The organism is Lachnospira hominis (ex Liu et al. 2021), assembly GCF_014287955.1.
In the GTDB taxonomy this organism is placed as follows: Bacteria; Bacillota; Clostridia; order Lachnospirales; family Lachnospiraceae; genus Lachnospira; species Lachnospira hominis.
On sequence record NZ_JACOPD010000003.1, the window covers coordinates 71242 to 88341 of the forward strand.

General features: G+C 35.3%; 16 protein-coding genes. 12 read left to right on the top strand and 4 right to left on the bottom strand.

What is annotated here, in order from left to right; translation table 11 throughout:
* Positions 1–46 precede the first annotated feature (46 nt).
* From H8S01_RS04935 to purF, 7 genes are all read left to right on the top strand, one after another.
* Positions 47–1402 carry a glycoside hydrolase family 28 protein gene (locus H8S01_RS04935; RefSeq protein WP_021867070.1) on the top strand — a complete coding sequence of 452 codons (1356 nt, stop codon included), beginning with the start codon at positions 47–49 and terminating at the stop codon, positions 1400–1402.
* A 460-nt stretch (positions 1403–1862) separates the two neighbouring features.
* Positions 1863–2234 (top strand): hypothetical protein, encoded by a 372-nt coding sequence (locus H8S01_RS04940; RefSeq protein ID WP_186836400.1) that lies wholly within the window; start codon positions 1863–1865, stop codon positions 2232–2234.
* A 38-nt stretch (positions 2235–2272) separates the two neighbouring features.
* Positions 2273–2914, top strand: a complete 642-nt coding sequence (locus H8S01_RS04945; RefSeq protein ID WP_186836401.1) for a hypothetical protein — start codon at positions 2273–2275, stop codon at positions 2912–2914.
* Positions 2915–2945: 31 nt separating this feature from the next.
* On the top strand, positions 2946–3605 hold the full coding sequence (locus H8S01_RS04950) for a hypothetical protein (RefSeq protein WP_186836402.1): 660 nt from the start codon (positions 2946–2948) through the stop codon (positions 3603–3605).
* Between the two features lie 145 nt (positions 3606–3750).
* A complete protein-coding gene (locus H8S01_RS04955; RefSeq protein WP_186836403.1) occupies positions 3751–4242 on the top strand; it encodes a hypothetical protein in 492 nt (163 codons plus the stop codon).
* 125 nt (positions 4243–4367) lie between these two features.
* Positions 4368–5243, top strand: coding sequence for a phosphoribosylaminoimidazolesuccinocarboxamide synthase (locus tag H8S01_RS04960; protein WP_021867069.1), 876 nt, complete (start codon positions 4368–4370; stop codon positions 5241–5243).
* A 30-nt stretch (positions 5244–5273) separates the two neighbouring features.
* Entirely contained in the window at positions 5274–6713 is a 1440-nt protein-coding gene (purF, locus tag H8S01_RS04965; protein ID WP_330605495.1) for an amidophosphoribosyltransferase, read from the top strand.
* A gap of 104 nt (positions 6714–6817) precedes the next feature.
* Here purF and H8S01_RS04970 read toward each other — a convergent pair whose 3' ends face one another.
* A complete protein-coding gene (locus tag H8S01_RS04970) occupies positions 6818–7918 on the bottom strand; it encodes an aldo/keto reductase (RefSeq protein WP_186836404.1) in 1101 nt (366 codons plus the stop codon).
* 318 nt (positions 7919–8236) lie between these two features.
* Here H8S01_RS04970 and H8S01_RS04975 point away from each other — a divergent pair, with 318 nt between their 5' ends.
* From H8S01_RS04975 to H8S01_RS04990, 4 genes are read left to right on the top strand one after another with little or no spacing between them, the layout of a single operon-like run.
* Positions 8237–9100: a hypothetical protein gene (locus H8S01_RS04975; RefSeq protein WP_186836405.1), complete on the top strand. Its 864-nt coding sequence runs from the start codon at positions 8237–8239 to the stop codon at positions 9098–9100.
* Positions 9072–10100 (top strand): SPL family radical SAM protein, encoded by a 1029-nt coding sequence (locus tag H8S01_RS04980; protein ID WP_243204216.1) that lies wholly within the window; start codon positions 9072–9074, stop codon positions 10098–10100. Before H8S01_RS04975 ends, H8S01_RS04980 begins: the two co-directional genes overlap by 29 nt.
* A 34-nt stretch (positions 10101–10134) precedes the next feature.
* Entirely contained in the window at positions 10135–10827 is a 693-nt protein-coding gene (locus H8S01_RS04985) for an SDR family NAD(P)-dependent oxidoreductase (RefSeq protein WP_186836407.1), read from the top strand.
* Positions 10828–10838: 11 nt separating this feature from the next.
* Positions 10839–11903: a Gfo/Idh/MocA family oxidoreductase gene (locus tag H8S01_RS04990; RefSeq protein ID WP_186836408.1), complete on the top strand. Its 1065-nt coding sequence runs from the start codon at positions 10839–10841 to the stop codon at positions 11901–11903.
* An 87-nt stretch (positions 11904–11990) separates the two neighbouring features.
* Here H8S01_RS04990 and H8S01_RS04995 read toward each other — a convergent pair whose 3' ends face one another.
* Positions 11991–13361, bottom strand: a complete 1371-nt coding sequence (locus H8S01_RS04995; RefSeq protein ID WP_021867062.1) for a sodium-dependent transporter — start codon at positions 13359–13361, stop codon at positions 11991–11993.
* Positions 13362–13557: 196 nt separating this feature from the next.
* On the opposite strand from H8S01_RS04995, the gene H8S01_RS05000 reads away from it, so the two are divergent.
* Positions 13558–13935: a hypothetical protein gene (locus H8S01_RS05000; protein ID WP_186836409.1), complete on the top strand. Its 378-nt coding sequence runs from the start codon at positions 13558–13560 to the stop codon at positions 13933–13935.
* Between the two features lie 77 nt (positions 13936–14012).
* Here H8S01_RS05000 and H8S01_RS05005 read toward each other — a convergent pair whose 3' ends face one another.
* Both H8S01_RS05005 and H8S01_RS05010 read right to left on the bottom strand, forming a co-directional pair.
* A complete protein-coding gene (locus tag H8S01_RS05005) occupies positions 14013–15779 on the bottom strand; it encodes an ABC transporter ATP-binding protein (RefSeq protein WP_021867060.1) in 1767 nt (588 codons plus the stop codon).
* A complete protein-coding gene (locus H8S01_RS05010) occupies positions 15766–16974 on the bottom strand; it encodes a PqqD family protein (protein ID WP_186836410.1) in 1209 nt (402 codons plus the stop codon). The genes H8S01_RS05005 and H8S01_RS05010 overlap by 14 nt, the downstream gene beginning before the upstream one ends.
* Positions 16975–17100: the final 126 nt, after the last annotated feature.

Here is a 17100-nt window from a genome sequence, read left to right on the forward strand (position 1 = left end):
AGAATCAAGAATAATTAGATGAGAAAAATTTTATAAGGAGAAATTTATGTTAAAAGAAAATTTTAAAGTGGCAGTTCCTGAATTTCCTGATAGAAAGACATCAATTACAGCATATGGTGCTGTTAAAAATGTATATGATGACGATACAGGAAGAATAAATGCAAGAGTCATAAATGAGGCAATAAAAAGTATGTCGTCACAGGGCGGCGGTACGGTAGTAATTCCGCAAGGAGTATGGATGACATCACCAATCAGGCTTTTATCAGGGGTTCGTCTTTATCTTGAACGTGGAGCAGTTCTTAAATTCACAAAAAATAAGAAAGACTATCCGTTAGTCATTACTAATTATGAAGGTCAGGAATGTATAAGAACAGTTTCACCTATTTCAGCGGACGGAGCTGAAAATATCGCAATAAGCGGATATGGTGTTATAGATGGAAGCGGCGATTTATGGCGTCCTGTAAAACAGTTCAAGCTTACAGAAAGACAGTGGGATGCACTCCTTAAAAAGAGCGATTATGTTATTGAAACAAAAGAGGGTGGCATATGGTTTCCGTCAGAAAGTGCATATCTTGGAAACAAGGCAAATATTCAGGGAAAAACACATGACATATTGCCACAGGCGGCAGATTATTATGATTTTTACAGACCTGTTATGGTTGAAATTAAAAATTGCAGCAATGTACTTCTGGAACAGGCAACATTTATGAATTCTCCTGCATGGAACATACATCCGATATTCTGTAAAAATCTTACTGTGCGTGACATTACGGTAAGCAATCCGTATTATGCACAAAATGGTGATGGAATAGACGTTGAATCGTGTCACAATGTTGAAATATACAACAGCACATTTGAAACAGGTGATGATGCAATCTGCATAAAATCAGGAAAAAATGCTGAGGCGAGAACATTTGAAGACCCATGCGAAAATCTTTATATACATGATTGCATAGTAAATGAAGGCCATGGCGGATTCGTAATCGGAAGTGAGATGTCGCGTGATGTAAAAAATATACTCGTCGAAAACTGTACATTTGCAGGCACAGACGTTGGTATCCGCATAAAGAGTGCAATGGGACGTGGCGGTGTTGTAGAAGACATTACAATCCGTAATATTAATATGATAGACATAAAAAACGAAGCTGTAATCCTCACGATGGGATATGTGCTCAATTTACTTGATAAAAATGAGACGATTGCACAGGTTGATGAGAGCGATGTGCCGTATTTCAAAAATATCCTCATTGAGCAGATAGAATGTAACGGCTGTGATACAGCGGTAAAAATCGAGCCAATAAGTGGCCGTGAAAATACAATTTCCGATATTACTATAAAAGATTCGGTGTTTGCAGCTAATAAAGAAAATGTGATAAATGGGGAAAATATAGTTATCATATAAAAAGAATGAAAATATATTGATGTTCTGTATATACAAAAGTTGCTGCCGTATTGGAGGTAATGACATTATTTAATTTAACTGCGTACGGTGGCAAAACTGAAAATACAAATAAAAAATCTTGAGCTGAAAACAACGGTGACAGATGGATTTTCTATATATCAAGCAGATTTTGCCGGTTGCGAGAGTGATGTTATGCAGTTGCTTGGAAAGGTTGGAATAAACAGATAAGAATATTTTTGAATATTAAAATTTAATAGACATACTAAAATTTATCAGTTATACTGTACTTGTATAAATACAAAAATATATGTTTTTTGTATATTAAAGTATTGGTATAACTGATTTTTTTAATGCAAAAGACAAGTAGGAGGGTTATGAAAAAAATTAAATTATTATTTAATTGGAAAATATAAGAGATAATGAAAATAATCCATATAATTCTCGAAATAAAATATATGCTGTGGTGAAGATAAAGACAGATACACAGGATGAATTTGATAAAGCATGGAATTCGTTAGGGATGTATGATGAAAAAGATTGTAATATATATTCGTTAATAATGAATATGCACGGTACGCCAACGGAAATATTCAGTGATGTTGGTTCAAGTCCAATGAGAATGTCAATACAGGATATAGAGAAATTAAAAAAGAAACCTGTACAGAGACTTGTTTTATTACAGTGTAGTGTAGGGAAAATAGAAAAAGCAGGAGAAAATATAGCCTCGGCATTTGCAAGGTCAGTCACAGGAAAAGTATTGGCTGGAGATGGTGTAGTAAATCAAAATGAGGTGCTGCACCTGATGGAAAAATGTATAGATTATATCAACTGATAAATATGCTTGATACATAAATAAAATAAGGGGGTCAGATGAATAAAAAGAAAAGAATATTAATAAAATTGTCGGTTTGCCTGTTTGTTATAGTATTTGCGGTTCTGTATTTTATAAGCCCGAGACAGATAATAAAAAGAACGGTAATGCGTTATGAAAGAGATTTTACAATTCCTGTATTTTGCAGGCAGGTAAGATTTGAATATGACATAAAAACAGGAAGCTATTGCGGAAAGTTTGAAATCAGCAAAAGACAGGCAGACAAAATATTGGAAAAATTAAATTATTTGTATGACAGAAGTTATGTTTATTTTTGGAAGAAAAAAATAATGGAAGATAAATATGCACAAATTTTAGATTCAACTATATTGAACAGTACAATAATATGGAATTTGTTATTGGAATCTGAAGATACAGGTGAAATATTACATAACAGAAAAGATATAAAATCAGAGGGATTATTTGAAGAAAGCTGGCTTACAGAAGCTGATGCAGAGATTCTGGCGATATATAATATTTATGCGGATAAATATTTGAATTATACATTATATCAATATGATGGAAAAGAAAGAAACAGTTTTGTGACAGTATATAAAAATAAACAAAATAAATATTATATAAGTATAAAATACGTTGTATATACAGAATTAGAGGATTGTGGAGGGCCTAATTTGAAGTAAAGTAATAATTCATAAATTATAAGGGGGTCAGATGAATAAAAAGAAAAGAATATTAATAAAATTGTCGGTTTGTCTGTCTGTTATAGTATTTGTGGTTCTGTATTTTATAAGCCCGAGACAGATAATAAAAAGAACGGTAATGCGTTATGAAAGAGATTTTACAATTCCTGTATTTTGCAGGCAGATAAGATTTGAATATGACATAAAAACAGGAAGCTATTGCGGAAAGTTTGAAATCAGCAAAAGACAGGCAGACAAAATATTGGAAAAATTAAATTATTTGTATGACAGAAGTTATGTTTCTTTGAAAAAGAAGCCGTGGATTGATGAGAAAAATGTACAAATTATAGATTCTAACACATTAAACAGTACGTTGGTATGGAATTGGCTGTTGTTAGAAGATAAAGAAAAAAATAATACATTATATAACAGAGAAGACATAAATTCGGCAGATTTATTTGAAGAAAGCTGGCTTGCGGAGGCTGATGCGGAGATTTTGGCGATATATGAAATATATGCGGATAAATATTTGAATTATACATTATATCAATATGATGGAAAAGAAAGAGACAGTTTTGTGACAGTATATAAAAATAAACAAAATAAATATTATATAAGCATAAAGCATGTTGTATATACAGAATTGGAGGACTGGGGAGGACCAAATTTGAAATGGAATAAGAATACATAAATCAAATGATAAAGCAGGAGGTGATTTTATTAAATCAAATAAAAAAACAATAATACCAGTAATTCTGCTCGCTGGTATTGTATTGGTGATAGCAGGAAGAATATTTTACATAAAAAGTCCCAGGTATATAATGAAACACACCATAATGTGGTATGAAAAAGATTTCACAATACCAGTGTTTTGCAAAAAAGTGCGATTTGATTATGACGAAAATACTGGTGATTATATTGGAAAGTTTAAAATAAGTGGAAGTTCTTCTGATAAATTGCTTAAAAAGCTTGATAATGCTTTTGACAGAAGCAGAATCGGAGATTATAAGGCATTATCATATCAGAATATAACGGTATATCCTTATGAACTTAACGCAACTGTTGTAGAGGATAAAGCAATGAGAAGTCTGATATATTATTATGAAGAGGAAAAGACAGAGCCGGATACGGATAAAATTTTCGATGAGGATTGGATGATTGAAGCTGGTGCGGAATTGCTGGCATATTATATTATTTATCCAAGATATATAGAAGGTGCAACAAAATATCAGAAACCGCAGAACGGTGAGATTCCAAAATCATACATAGTAATATATAAGAACACTGACAATGAATATTATTTTTGCATAAAACACACAGATTATTGATTTTGACATTTCTTTGTTATATAATTTGTCTGTGTTGCTTTAAAAAGTGACATGCTTAACCAATATTAATATAATGGCATGTGTCCTTATGCTGGGACAGACATGTACAGAAACGGAGGATTATAATGGAAAACTTAAAATTACTTTATGAAGGAAAAGTAAGAGAAGTTTATGACAATGGTGACAGCTTGATAATGGTTGCAACAGACCGTATATCAGCATTTGACAATATCCTGAAGAACAAGATTACTGATAAGGGCGCTATTCTTACTCAGATGTCAAAGTTCTGGTTTGATTATACAAAGGACGTAGTTCCTAATCATATGATTTCTGTAGATGTTAATGATATGCCTGAATTCTTCCATAAGGATGAGTATAAAGGCAGAAGCATGAAGTGCAAGAAGTTAAAGATGCTTCCTATTGAATGTATCGTAAGAGGTTATATCACAGGCAGCGGCTGGGCAAGCTACAAAGAAAACGGAACAGTCTGTGGCATTAAGCTTCCTGAAGGATTACAGGAGTCTGAAAAGCTTCCTGAGCCAATCTACACACCAAGTACAAAAGCTGAAGTTGGCGACCATGACGAGAATATTTCATATGAGAGAAGTATTGAAGTTCTTGAAAAAGCATTTCCTGGAAAAGGCGAATACTATGCTACAAAAATAAAGGACTGCACAATCACACTTTATAAGAAATGTGCAGAATATGCACTCAGCAAAGGAATTATAATTGCTGATACAAAGTTTGAATTCGGTCTTGATGAAGATGGCAATGTGGTAATCGGCGATGAGATGCTCACACCGGACAGTTCAAGATTCTGGCCATTGGAAGGCTATAAGCCTGGTCAGGGACAGCCTTCATTCGATAAACAGTTTGTAAGAGACTGGTTAAAGGCAAATCCTGATAATGATTTACTTCTTCCTGATGAGGTTGTAACAAAGACCGTTGACAAGTACAAAGAAGCATATGAACTTTTAACAGGCACACCATTTTCTAAATAATTTTAGACAAATAAGAGTATGGAGAAGTTGATGGATAACAATAATATTATGAATACAGCCGATTTTGACGGGCTTCATGAGGAGTGCGGAGTATTCGGTGCATATGATTTTGATGGAGAAGACGTTGCATCTACAATATACTATGGTCTTTTTGCATTACAGCACAGAGGACAGGAAAGCTGCGGTATTGCCGTAAGTGATACCAATGGCCCTAAGGGCAAGGTAATGTCTTACAAAGATATGGGTCTTGTAAATGAAGTGTTTAATCCGGAAAATCTTGAAAAATTAAAAGGAAATATCGGTGTCGGACATGTGCGTTATTCGACAGCTGGCAGCAGTGTCCGTGAGAATGCACAGCCTCTTGTTCTTAATTATGTCAAGGGAACACTCGGTATGGCACATAATGGTAATCTTCTTAATGCAGTTGAGCTGCGTGAGGAATTGTCATATACAGGTGCTATTTTTCAGACAACTATTGATTCAGAAGTAATTGCATATCTTATTGCGAGAGAAAGACTCAAAGTAGGAACTGTCGAAGAGGCAGTTAAAAATGCAATGTTAAAGATAAAAGGTGCTTATTCGCTTGTAGTAATGAGTCCGAGAAAGCTTATCGGTGCAAGAGACCCGTTTGGATTTAAGCCGCTTTGCATTGGTAAGAGAGATAATACATATTTCTTATCATCAGAGACCTGTGCATTAGATACAGTCGGTGCGGAATTTGTAAGAGATGTACTTCCGGGTGAAGTTGTAACAATTACAAGCAAAGGAATTGAATCTGATACATCACTTTGTCAGAAAAATAACGCAAGATGTATATTCGAATATATTTATTTTGCAAGACCTGATAGTAAGATTGATGGAATGGGTGTATATGAATCAAGAATTAACGCAGGACGTATTCTTGCAAAAACTCATCCTGTAGATGCAGATTTGGTTGTGGGTGTTCCTGAATCGGGAAATCCTGCGGCACTTGGATTTTCACTTGAATCAGGTATTCCTTACGGAAATGCATTTATAAAAAATAACTATGTCGGAAGAACTTTCATCAAGCCGAAACAGGCACAGAGAGAATCAAGCGTAAAAGTTAAGCTTAACGTATTAAAAGAAGCAGTTGCCGGAAAGAGAGTTGTTATGATTGATGACTCAATCGTAAGAGGTACAACAAGTGCAAGAATTGTAAGCCTTCTTAAAAATTCCGGAGCAAAGGAAGTTCATGTGCGTATAAGCTCACCGCCGTTTAAACATCCTTGTTATTTCGGTACGGATATTCCGTCAGAAGACCAGCTTATCGCTACAGGAAAGACAGTAGATGAAATCTGTAAAATAATAGGAGCAGATTCGCTCGGTTATCTTGAAGTTGACAGATTAAGCGAGATGATTTGTGGAGGAACGGGATTCTGTGATGCCTGCTTTACAGGTAATTATCCGATGGATCCGCCTACACGGGACATTCGTGGAGAGATGGGCTGATTAAAATTAAAAATCAATTTTAGTGTATACATAAAACCGTCAGAATCCGTGCAATAACGGATCTGGCGGTTTTTGCTTTTTATTAATTAATTATTTTTTACATATTATTTTTCAAAGGCTGCAATCTTTTTGAGATTGTCAGGAATTGCAATATGCTGCGGACAGTTCTTTTCGCAGCGGTGGCAGTTCAGACAGTCGGAAGATTTTCCACGGTTATAAATTATGCGGTTGTGGTACATGTTTGAAAAATTATTGTTAATTTTATAGTTGTTGTAAAGACCAAAAAGCTGTGGTATAGGTATGTTTTTCGGACAGACTTCCATACAGTAGCCACATGATGTACAAGGAATTTCAACCGATTTTTCAATTATTTTAATAACTTTTTCAAGAATTTCTTTTTCCTCTTCATTAAGCGGTGTGAGATTATCAAAAACAGAAGTGTTATCAAGTACCTGTTCCATTGTATTCATGCCGCTTAAAACCATAAAAACATTATCAAGTGAAGCCGCAAACCGGAGAGCATATGATGCAGGTGAAGCATCTGGATTGAATTCTCTTAACAAATCAGCAGCTTCTTTTGGAAGATTTGCAAGAGTACCCCCCTTTACAGGCTCCATTACAATAATAGGTTTGCAGTGTCTTACGACAGTTTCGTAGCACAGACGAGATTGTATTATTTTGTTATTCCAGTCAAAATAATTAATCTGAAGCTGTACAAAATCGACATCAGGGTGTTCTGTAAGGATTCTGTCAAGAGTTTCAGCATCATCGTGAAATGAAAATCCAAGTTTTCTGATTTTTCCTTCTTTTTTCATCTCTTCGGCAAATTCAAATCCACCGAATTCAGTGGTCTTTGCATATCTGTCTTTTCCCATGTTGTGCATAAGATAATAGTCAAAATATTCGGCACCGGTTCTTTCAAGCTGTCTGTTAAAGTACATAGGATATTCATCACCGGATTTTACAAGAATGGTAGGCATCTTGTCTGCAAGTATGTAATCTTTGCGGTCATACCTTTCGGTCAGGGCTTTTTTAATTGCCCCTTCAGATTTTTCATCATGATAAGGATATGCTGTATCAAAATAATTAAATCCTTTTTCAATAAATTTATCTGCAAGCTGATTAAAATAATTCTGGTCAATGCTTGTCTTATCCTCTGGATTAATAAGAGGGAGTCTCATGGTTCCGAAACCTAATTTTTTCATAAATACTCCATTCTGCCACAATAGATATTTTTTGTGGCATATTATATACGTGTGTAACGAGCCAAAGTCCGTGCTTGCACGAGACCTTGGCGACTGCCGCGATAACTTGAGAAACTCGCGGAGCGTGTTTCTCATAGTTATGTGGATATATGTATCTGCGGGCAGATTGCATACGTTATTATATAAAATTATATATGATAAAGAACGGAATTTAAAGTTAAACAGTGAATTAATTTATTAAAATTAAAGAAAAAACAGGAAAAAAACGGGAAGATTTGCTATAATAATGAAAAATTGAATGTGACCGGAGTGCAGAAAATGATAATTTTGGCAATGGCAATTTACTGCGAGGCAAAACCGCTGATTGAGAAATACAGATTAAAAAAAGATGAGTCATATATGCCGTTTACAGTATTTGCAAATGAAGAAAAAGAAATATTGTTAATTATTACAGGGACAGGTAATGCTGCTGCTGCGTCATCGGTAGCGGGTGTATGTGCAAAGCTTGATTTGAAAGCAGACAAAAATTTTCTTGTAAATATCGGAACTTGTGCATCAGCATCAGCATCGGCTTCGGATGAAATATACATATGCAGCAAAATTACGGATGAATCATCAAAACGTACATTTTATCCTGATATGATATATAAAAATCCTTTTAAAGAAGCGGAAATTATAACATCTGCCGTTCTTTTTGGGAATAAAAACGACAAAAATCCGCAGAATACATCAGATACAGTATTATACGATATGGAAGCAGCATTTGTATGGCAGGCAGGTGCGTACTTTTTTGCACCGCACGAGATGAGTTTTGTAAAAATTCTCTCTGATAATGGTGATACAGAGGGGATAACGCCGGATTATATAACTGCACTTGTGGAAAATCATATTAATATTATTGGTGAATATATAAACAGGCTTCGTGATATTCTGGATGATATTTCATGTGCCGGTGATGAAAAGGCAGCAAAGGAAAAGCAGCTTGCAGACAAGCTTTGCCGGGATTTGTGCTGTTCAAAAACGATGGAATATGAATTAAGGCAGTATATAAGATATTGCTTTATTGAAAATATAGATATTAATGGTGTTGTGTGTAAGATGTATGAAGAAAATATGATGCCGTGTAATGATAAGAGAGAAGGAAAAAAGAGATTTGAACAACTTAAAAGCAGATTATTATAACAGTTTTTTTTCGCATATATATGTTGAAAAATCGGTTGCGGATATGCCCGATACAGTAAGAATCCTGAATAAATTTCCACAGTCACACATTATATATATCGACCACTACAAAGATGTGTTCTGCAGAAGCCGGCAGTCATCGGTTTTGCAGCATAGGACACAGAATCTTATAATTGCAAAAAAAGAAAATAATCTTGTATATGCTGGTGCACCTGTATGCCAGAGCTTTGGAAATGAACATTTTTATTATACATCATGTATGATGAATTGTGTGTTTGACTGTGAGTATTGTTATCTTAAAGGCATGTATCCATCAGGAAATGTCGTACTGTTTGTTAATTTAGACGACATTTTTGATGAAGTGTATAAATTGCTGCAAAAACATCCTGTATATCTTTGCGTTTCATATGATACAGATTTGCTTGCAGTAGAAAATATTTTCGGATATACAAAAAAATGGGTGGATTTTGCAGAAAGACATACTGATTTAAAAATTGAGATAAGAACAAAAAGTTCATGTGAAAAATTTTTAAAAGAAATTGCTCCATCAGACAATATTATATTTGCATTTACGATGTCACCTGATGAAATTATTTCCAAATTCGAGCACAAAACAGCCTCTCTTGATTCAAGAATCAGCTGTATTGAACTTGCATTGGATAAGGGGTTAAAAACGCGGATTGCATTTGACCCAATGATATATTGTAAAAACTGGAAAAGTGTTTATACAGATATGTTTGACAAAATAACAGGCAGAATTGACTTAAATAAACTTCTTGATATAAGTGTCGGAACATTTAGAATTTCTGCGGAGTACATGAAAAATATGCGTAAAGAAGAACCATTTAGTGCAGCTGTTCAGTTCCCATATAAAAATGATAATGGATATTATCATTATCCGGATGAAATTATGAGAGATATGGAAGATTATATGGTATCGCTGGTAAGCAGATACGTTGAAAAAGATAAAATATTTTTATGGGAGCGGCAGGAAAAATAATAAAATTATAGATTGTGACTGGAGAAACAAAAATATGAAAAAAGCGGCGGTTGTAACTGGAGCATCATCAGGAATTGGTCTTGCGATAAGCAGAATGCTTGTAAAAAACGGATATGAAGTTTTTGGAATTGCGAGAGATTTTTCAAAAGTACATAAAGAAGAACAATTTAACATGATAGAATGTGATATAACAGATACAGAAAAAATAACGCAGATTTTAAAAAAAATCATGTCAGAGAATGAATTGTATATTCTTATAAATAATGCCGGTGTCGGTTATTATGGTTTACATGAAGAACTTAATGCGGCAAAGATAAAGGAAATTGTAAGAACTAATTTTGAAGCACCGATGATTCTTTCGCAGCTTGTGCTGCGTCAGTTAAAGAAAAGTAAAGGATTTATAATTAATATTTCATCAGTTACAGCATTACAGTCAAGTCCGCATGGATGTGCGTATGGTGCGTCAAAGGCGGGGCTTACGGCATTTTCGAGAAGTCTGTTTGATGAGGCAAGAAAATATGGAGTGAAAGTCGTGTCAGTTCATCCTGATATGACAAGCACTGATTTATACAGGAATGCGGATTTTAAAGAAGATGAGGATATGGCGGCACATCTTGAGCCACAAGAGGTTGCACAGACGGTTGAATATATAATAAATATCAGGGACGGTGCGGTGATACAGGAAATTACCATTAAGCCGCAGTTTCACAGAATTAGAAGAAAATAAGGAGGTATAATATGATAAGATTTGGTGTGCTAGGTTCAGGTTACAGAGCTTCTTTGTATTTCAGAATAGCAAAAGCACTTCCTGAACAGTTTGAAATATGTATGGTTCTTTGTCATAGTGAGGAATCAGCATGCAGAGTAAAAGAAAAATTCGATTTTCCTGTGACATGTAAAGATGAAGATATGATAAATTCAAAGCCTGATTTTGTTGTATCAGCTGTTACGAAAACACTTATGTGTGATACGGTTGAAAAATGGCTGAATATCGGAATTCCGGTTCTTTCAGAGACCCCGGTTTCGCTCGATAACGGCAGACTTTTTCAGGTATGGGAAAATATAAAAAACAACAATTATACGTGTAATAAGCTGCAGGTTGCTGAACAGTATGCATTTTATCCGACATATGATGCAAGAATACAGATAGTAAAATCCGGTCTTATAGGTGAATCTGTTTCAATGACTATATCATGTATGCATGATTATCATGCAGTCAGCATAATACGTGAGTTTCTTGATACAGGAATAAATGATGTAAATGTTATAGGAAAAGCATATCAGATGAAAGTCACTGATACAAAAACACGTTACGAAACTCTTACAAAAGGTGATGTTGTAAGTAAAGAAGAAAAGCACCTTATTATGGAATATGACAACGAAAAGACAGCATTTTATGATTTTATGTCAGACCAGTACAGAAGTGATATAAGAAACAGATTTATAAATGTTCGTGGAACAAGAGGCGAGATAACAGATAATATGGTATATTTCCTGAAAGATAATAATGTTGCTGCATCAGAAAAAATGGATGTTTATAAAGATGAGGAAACAGGAGAAATATTGGCAGTAAGTTTCCGGGGAAGAAAATTGTACATTCCGCCTTTTGGTATATGTGGACTTGGTGAAGATGAAACAGCGGCTGCGAGAGTGCTGGCTGGAATGAAAAAATATGTTGACGGAGGAGAAGAAGTTTATCCTTTAAGATATGCTCTTGAAGATGCATATACGGCAAATCTTATGACTACTGCGGCCGGAAATTCATGGCAGCCACAGAAATCACAAAACAGACCATGGAAATAAGAAAAACAAAAAAGCAGCGGGAACTTAACACTTGGAAATGTGTCAGGATTCCGCTGCTTTTGTATTATTTTTTAGAATAATACAGATTTAAAAAAATCTGGCTTTTAATCCGATTATGAATTTGAAAATAATAAGAAGAGGAAGTACATATGTAAGATATATTTTTAATTTACTGCTTAACTTAATGCCTTTTCCTGTATTGGCTTCTTTGATAAAGTTATCCCAGCCCCATCCATTTTTGCATACACAGAATAAAAGATAGATGAGTGAACCTATAGGGAGTATTAAATCACTTACAAGGAAGTCTTCAAGATCAAGGATTGTTGAGCCGGCACCGAGAGGATTAACTCCTGATAAAATATTGAAGCCCAACGCACATGGAAGTGAAAGTATTATCATAATTATAATATTAATGTAACATGATTTTTTACGTGAAACACCTGTCATATCCATGAAACATGCAATAATACCTTCAAATACGGCAATTACGGTTGAAAATGCTGCAAATGACATAAAGAGGAAGAAAAGACTTCCCCAAAGCTGTCCACCTGCCATATTGCTGAAAATATTAGGCAGTGTCACAAATATAAGACTTGGACCGCTGTCAGCATTAACACCGAATGCAGAGCATGCTGGGAAAATTATGAGACCGGCAAATATAGCAACAAATGTATCAAGTATACAAACTCTTATTGATTCACCAAAGAGTGATTGCTCTTTTCCAATATAGCTTCCAAAGATTGACATTGCACCAATTCCGAGACTTAATGTAAAAAATGCCTGATTCATTGCAGCAACAATAACATTAAACAGCCCGATTTCGGCAACCTTGTTAAAATCAGGAACAAGATAAAACTTAAGTCCTTCAATACCACCTTTGAGAAGCATGCTGTGAATTGCAAGTAATATAATAAGTGCAAGAAGTGCAAGCATCATTACCTTTGTAATTTTTTCAACACCATTCTGTACACCAAGTGAGCATACAAGAAATCCAGTAACAACTGTAATTATCATAAATCCGACAAGGATATATGGGTTTGCTGTCATATTTGTAAAAGTTGTGCTTACTGTTTCAACTGATGCATTATTAAAATGACCTGTGAGACTTTTATAAAAATAGTAAAGCATCCAGCCTGTTACGGTCGTATAAAACATCATCAGAAGATAATTGCCGACAATGGCAAGATAACCATGATAGTGCCATTTTGTACCCGGCTTTTCGAGCACTTTACAGTCAAGAAAAGGGCTTTTGCGGCTGGCACGGCCGATAGCAAATTCCATAGTCATAATGGGAGCACCCATAAGAATAAGGAATATAAGATAGATAACAACAAAAGCTCCGCCACCGTATTGTCCTGTTATATATGGAAATTTCCATACATTACCGATGCCGATTGCACAACCGGCAGATAACAGAATAAAACCGAGGCGGGAGCCAAGGGATTCTCTTTGTTCCATTATAAAACTCCTTTAAAAATTGATATTTAAAATATATCCTTTTTTTGGATTTCATGCAAGAGTAATGCGTTAAATTATTACATTTTAGAAGAATGACTAAATAAAAAATAAAAAAATATGCAAATTGACATATGCCTGACATATGATATACTATAATAGTTACTGAAGGTATTAGTTTTTTTGGAGGTGGATTTTTATGACCGATTACAAGAAACCTGTAGTTGTAGGTTGTGACGATGTTGCTGAAGGGGTTTATGCAGCGAGTGGTTGTTATACAGTCACAACTAATATACATCAGAGACCGGAGTTTGGCAGGGGCGATTACAGAATTCAGGTTAATGCAAGACATGATACAAGTCATACATGCAGCCAGCAGCTTTTAACGCTTGGATTTAACCAGTCTGTAGAATACAGTAGTTCTAATGGTACGCCTGTACTTACATCGGGTCCGGAGATTAAGATTGCATTTTCATATTGGAATAATCCAAAGGATAACATCGGAATGGGGGATGTTATTGTAACATCAGAGGCAGGATTATCTGTAACATATGCTTATATGACAGATAATGCGTAATTAATTAAGATAACATAATAAAAACCGCATCATCGGTTTTGCCGGTGATGCGGTTTTTTGTGATTCTCATAACACATTTAAAAATTTCTTGTGATTTCCTCAATCTCATCATCATTAAGAAGAGTACATTGCATGTCATGGATTGAATATACACGGTCACACATGGTAAGAACAGTAGGACGATGAGTTGTTACAATACATGTACGAGGGTAATCATCTTTCATAATATTTTTAAGAACATTTCTTTCTGTTGTAACATCGAGTGCGGAAGTGGCCTCATCAAGCAGGAGAATAGGCGATTTCCTAAGGATTGCACGGGCAATTGAGAGCCGCTGTGCCTGACCTTCGGAAAATCCGCCGCCGCGTTCTTTTATTTCACTGTTGATTGTGTCAGGAAGTTCCGAAACGAATTCCCATGCACATGAAAGCTTTAAAGCTTCAATTATTTCAGCATCTGCTGCATCCGGCTTTACACTTCTCATATTGTCAGCAATTGTGCCGGAAAACATAGTATTTCCCTGTGGAACATATGAAAATAATGCTCTTGCGGCAGGCGAAAGTGTAAGACTGTTATTGTAATTCTCCCCGCTTTTTAGCAGGCACGTTCCTTCGTATGGATGAAGAAGAGAGAGAAGAATGCGGAGCATAGTGGTTTTTCCCTCACCGGAAGGACCGACAAGTGCCACAATTTCATGTGGAGCAGCCTCAAAAGAGACATTTTTAAAAACTTCTGTACCTGAGTTGTATTTATAGGACATATTGCTGATTTCAAGGCGTATGCCATATTTTTTTCCCATATCGGAAAGCTGTGTAACTTCTTCGGTCTGCGAGTAATCGTCGCGTGGCATGTTAAGAATGTCCATGAGACGGCCTGCAGAGGTAGTAAGATTGATTGCTGTAGGAACAAGTGAGATAAGTGAGTTTAAAGTTCCTGTAAGCTGACCTGAAAGTGAGAGGAAAAGCGTCATAGTACCATAACTTATAGCACCGCTCCATACACGGTAAATTCCCCAGCCGTAACAGCTGTAAGATACTGCCATTCCCACAATAGCCATAATAAATGATGTCACAGCTGACATGCGGTTGAATTCAAGTCTCATTTTCAGGTATTTAGTTTGTAAATCTTTTAATCTTTCACAATACAATTTTATAAGGTCAAAAGCCTTGATTGTCTGTATGTTAGAGAGTGACTCCTGGTTGAAGCCAGACATTTCGGCATTCAGAGCGGCACTTCTTTTATTATTATTGACCATGCGGTTCATGAGTTTTCTTGACATAAGTACACTTACAGGCATGCCGATTAATGCAAATATGGCAAATGTTGCATCATGGTAAATAACAATGCCCAGAGCCATAATAAATTTGAAAAGATAAATTATAAGATTCGGGATAAAGCTCAATATTCCGTTGGAAATATTGGATGCATCCGAACTCCATCTGACAAGCAGGTCACCTGTGTGATAATGTGTTATTGCCTCCCAGTCAGTCGATAACATTTTCTCGTAGATATCGGCTTTTATTTCATTGTCAACACGTATGCTTATCTTTGATGAAAGGTATGAAGTAAACTGTGATATTGCCTGACTTCCAATTGTAAAACCAATCATCATGCAGAAGGTTTTCAAGAGTTCACCTGTCTGGTGGCCGGTTATAATATCTACTAAATCTTTGGAAATAATACTTGATAACAGTCCGATAGCAGTTCCGGTAAGCCCCGAAAGTGTATAAAAAATCATAGATTTCCAGTAATGTCGTGCATATCCGTAAATCCATACAGTCTGTCGGAGCATGTCTTTTAACATGCCTTCTTTAATTCGCCTTATAATATGTTTAATGATATTCATTGTCGATTTCTTCTTTCATTAAAAATGCGGATGAAGGATTTTTGGTGCAGCAGAGTCTGAAAACTGTAATTCCGGCAGCTATTTTTTCTGATGCTGCAAGATTATTTTCAAGCAGTCCGGTATTCCAGCACGGTGATATCATGCGTTGTGCAATACTTAAAACAGCGTCGTCACCGTCAATTCGCCTAACTTGGTCAGTAATGTCTTTTTTTATAAAAGTTATTCCGCCAAGCGGGTAACTGCGGCTGGTATAAATGCCGGAAGTGCCACACCACGGAATTCCTATAACTACAGGAATTCCATCTGTGGTATTTATATCTATAAGATTTAAGTCACCGTTAATGACAGGCGTGTTAAAAAGTTCTTTCCACATATTTGTATGCGTTGATTTCCCGGCACCTGAATGACCTGAAAACAGCCATGCTTTATCTTTATAAAGGACTGATGCCGAGTGTATGGCATACATTCCCTTAAAAGAAGCATTATAAAGAAAGATTGTTCTTATGGCAAAAAATATTTCTTCACTTATGTCCGGTTTGTCTGAATCTGTATCAGATGTGCGTTTACAGTACATATTACATGTGCGTCCGTCCTTTGAAAGATGCCATTCAATCAGTCCGTATGGTTTGTTATATCTACATATGTAAAATGAATCATCTTCAAGAAGAGTGAGTTCATCAGTTCTTAAAACCTGTTTTTTTCCACGATGAAAAAACGGAATAAAATGCGTTATATTAATTGTAATATCGTCATGCACTGTATCCTTAAATGTATCAAATGACAAATCTTCATTGTCATCATAGCGGAAAATGGAAAAATTGTCTGAAACATATTCATCCGGTGCATTGATGCATATAGAAATTGTATTAATTCTTAAATGATGCGGTTTAGAATTATCCGGCAGGGTTATAATATCATTTTCACGTTCAAAAACCCTGTAGGCTGTAAGTATGTCTAAAAATGAATCAAGATCGTCAGAAAGAATAGTTTTATCATCGGTAGTAACGGCGTTGTATTTTTTACACATTTCAGATAAAATTTCATCTCTTCCAAAGCCATCGGAAAGGCTGTTCCATATAAAAATGCCGGTGTCATTGAGTTTCACACATTTTTTTAAATCTGCAACAGATTGTCCATAAGGCATAAGATAAGGAATGCCATTTATATATTCGAGAGTGTAGTCTGCAATTGTCACGGTGATTAATCCTGTCCTTTCTTTATTTTATTTAATCATAATAGCATATGCACAAAAGTTAATCAAATAGACTAAATTTGTAAATCAAATTGTTTATAAATTGTTGTTTTTTTAACAAACGGGTAG